The organism is Corynebacterium phoceense, assembly GCF_900092335.1.
GTDB lineage: Bacteria > Actinomycetota > Actinomycetes > Mycobacteriales > Mycobacteriaceae > Corynebacterium > Corynebacterium phoceense.
Genome location: NZ_LT596219.1, coordinates 1 through 2,798 on the forward strand (window position 1 = coordinate 1; position 2,798 = coordinate 2,798).

The following is a 2,798-nucleotide window of genomic DNA, read 5'->3' on the forward strand; positions in this document are numbered from 1 at the left end:
GCTTGGGCGCGGCCCGCGGAGGACAGCTCAGCGTCGGTGCGCCCGGCGTACTGGTGGGCCTCGCTCATGGCGGTGGCACCGTGCCGCAGGAGGATGAGGCGCGTGACGGGTCCGCGCTCCCCGAGCCAGGACAGGTTGGAGGCAGGAATAGGGGTCTCCGAGTCAGAGGCCGGCGCGGGGGCGGGAGACGGAGTCTCGGTAGCGGGGGCATCGGCACGCTGGACAATGCCGACGGGGTGCCCGGCAGCACAGGCGTCCATGGCGTCGTTGGACAGGGCGTCGGCCACCTTGTTCTTCGCACGCGGGACCCAGGTAATGGAAAAAGACTGGAAGCCAGAGATGATCCGGCGGGCCTCGAGCGCGAGCTTTTGCATGTCCGGGTGCTTGATTTTCCAGCGCCCGGAAATCTGCTCGACGACGAGCTTGGAGTCCATGTAGGTCTCCACCTCGGTGGCACCTAGGTCGCGGGCGGCCTCGAGGCCACGCAGGAGTCCGTGGTACTCGGCGACGTTATTGGTAGAACCCTTGCCCACGACGTAGGCGATTTCACGCAGGACGGTGACTCCGTCCGCGGCGTAGACGACGGTGCCGGAGCCGGCGACGCCGGGGTTGCCGCGCGAGCCGCCGTCCGTGTACATGACGACCTTCATTGACCAGCCTTTAAAAAATAGTTAGCGAACGAGGAGCGCGCCGCAGTCCGGGCACTCGGGCAGCTCTTCTGGAGCGGCGCCGCGGATGGAGCCCACGGCGGCCGGCGGGAGCTCGATGTAGCAGGATCCGCACGCGCGGTTCTTGAACTTCGCGGCGCCCACGCCGTTTTCGACGCGGAGGCGGTCGTATTCCTCGAGCACGTCCGTGGGCAGCAGGTCGCGCAGCTCAGAGATGCGCACCGTGGGATCCGGCTGGGCCTCGAGGGCATCGCGGGCAGCCTGAGCTTCGCGGCGGGCGGCCTCAAGCTGACGCTCGGCCTCGGAAATCTGGGCGCCGTGGACGTCCACGTTGTTGCGCAGCGCGTGAATCTCGTTGTGGGCTTCCTGCAGCTCGCTCATGAGATCCGCAATGCGGGACTTCGCGGTGTAGCGGTCGTGCTCCAGGTCACGGCGCTTTTCCGGGTCGAGCTCCGCGGTGAGCTGCGCCTTGTCGTCGCGCTCGCGGCGACGCAGCTTGCGCTCGTCAGACTGGATGCGCAGAATCTCCGCCTCCATATCGTCCACAGCCATCTGGGCCGAACCCGCGGCGTTGCGCAGGCGGGCGAGCTTCTGTTCCTGCTTGGCGACTTCCTTCTCCTCAGGCAGCTGTTCATCTACAGCCACGCCCTGGGAGCGCTGAAGGTTCGCCAACTCGAGCAGTACCTCGTGCAGTTCTACGCGCAGTTTCATAGTTCAGTTCTCCTTGTGTGCGCTGATCGTCCATGGGTCGGTGCGCAACTCGATAATCTCGGCGCTGACGCCGGTTGCCTCCACCACAATATCGCGCGCCTGCCCGGTCCACGGAAATTCGCTCGCCCAATGTGCGGTATCGATCACCGCGATATCGTGTGCGCGCAAGGTCTCATCCACCGGATGGTGGCGCATATCCGAGGTCACGTACACATCCGCGCCGAGCTTCGCCGCCGCCTCCAGGAAGCTATCGCCCGAGCCGGAGCTCACCGCGACGGTCTCCACCGTCCGGTCCGGGTCGCCGGCCGCGCGCACGCCCCACACCGTCTCCGGCAGAGCATTGGCCACCTGCTGCGTAAATTCCCGCAGACGCATAGGCCGCTCAAGCTTGCCGATGCGCCCCAGCCCCAGCGCCGTGTCCAGGTCCTTACGGCCGACTGTCTCGACGATCTCGAAAGCCGGCACCTCGTACGGATGCGACTCAAAGATCGCCTGTTCAATGGCACCGCGCTTCGAGGAGGGCGCGACAAATTCCACGCGCAGTTCGTCGACGCGCTCAAGTTTTCCGATATCCCCTTCCGTCGGGTTGGCTCCCTCCACCGGCTTGAATTGGCCCTGGCCCGCAAATTCGAAGGAGCACTCGTGGTAATTGCCGATGGCGCCAGCGCCCGCGGCGAAGACGGCGGCCTTGACGGTCTCGGCATCCTTGGCCGGGACGTGGAATCCCCAGTGGTCGATGACCTCAGGGTCGACCGGCACGATGGGACGGCCAGGCTTTATGCCCACGAGCTCGGCGAGGCGATCGTTCACGCCCGGGCGGGCCTTGTCCGCGTTGGTATGCGCGGCGAAAAGGGCAACCCCTCCGGCGAGGAGGGTGTGGACGACCTTGCCCTTAGGGGTATCGGCAGCAACGCTTGTCACGCCGCGCAGCAGCAGAGGATGATGGACGATGAGCATGTCCGCGCCGATCGCCACGGCGCGCTCGGCGACGGCCTGCGTGCAGTCGAGCGCGAAGGCTACTTTCTTCACCTCGGCCGCGGGGTCGCCGCAGATAAGCCCCACCGCATCCCACTTCTCCGCCAGGTGCGGCGGGTAGGCCGCATCCATCACCGCGCGAATGTCGCCAACAGTAGTCATAATCTCGCTTTCTCGTTTCGGGCTCTGGCCCACTATCCTAGACGCCATGACCACACCTCATGTCGACTCCGGCGAGCCGGATAAGCGCCTGCACCTCGTCTTTGTTTGCACCGGCAATATCTGCCGCTCCCCCATGGCCGAGGTCATTGTCCGCGACGCCATGGAAAACGACATGCTCGATCTCGCCGCCCGTACCTCTTCGTGCGGCCTCGGCGGCTGGCACGTGGGCCAGGGCGCGGACGAGCGCGCTATCGCCGAACTGCGCCGCGCTGGCCACGACGG

Annotated in this window: 4 protein-coding genes; 1 reads left to right on the top strand and 3 read right to left on the bottom strand. The window is 66.1% G+C overall.

Features of this window, described 5'->3' with window-relative positions:
* From BN9444_RS13335 to BN9444_RS13345, 3 genes are all read right to left on the bottom strand, one after another.
* On the bottom strand, positions 1-650 hold a 650-nt coding region (locus BN9444_RS13335), incomplete at its 3' end, for a reverse transcriptase-like protein (protein WP_141681602.1).
* 21 nt (positions 651-671) lie between these two features.
* Complete coding sequence (locus BN9444_RS13340) at positions 672-1,379, bottom strand: zinc ribbon domain-containing protein (protein WP_068802216.1); 708 nt, start codon at positions 1,377-1,379, stop codon at positions 672-674.
* Between the two features lie 3 nt (positions 1,380-1,382).
* A complete protein-coding gene (locus BN9444_RS13345; RefSeq protein ID WP_068802217.1) occupies positions 1,383-2,516 on the bottom strand; it encodes a Nif3-like dinuclear metal center hexameric protein in 1,134 nt (377 codons plus the stop codon).
* A gap of 46 nt (positions 2,517-2,562) precedes the next feature.
* Between BN9444_RS13345 and BN9444_RS13350 the strand changes: the two genes are divergently transcribed.
* Positions 2,563-2,798: arsenate reductase/protein-tyrosine-phosphatase family protein (locus tag BN9444_RS13350; protein ID WP_478219573.1), on the top strand; the 236-nt coding region annotated here is incomplete at its 3' end.

Coding starts and splice junctions, on each gene's coding strand:
- BN9444_RS13345 (WP_068802217.1), bottom strand. CDS start 2,516: ATGACTACTGTTGGCGACATTCGCGCGGTGATGGATGCGGCCTACCCG.
- BN9444_RS13340 (WP_068802216.1), bottom strand. CDS start 1,379: ATGAAACTGCGCGTAGAACTGCACGAGGTACTGCTCGAGTTGGCGAAC.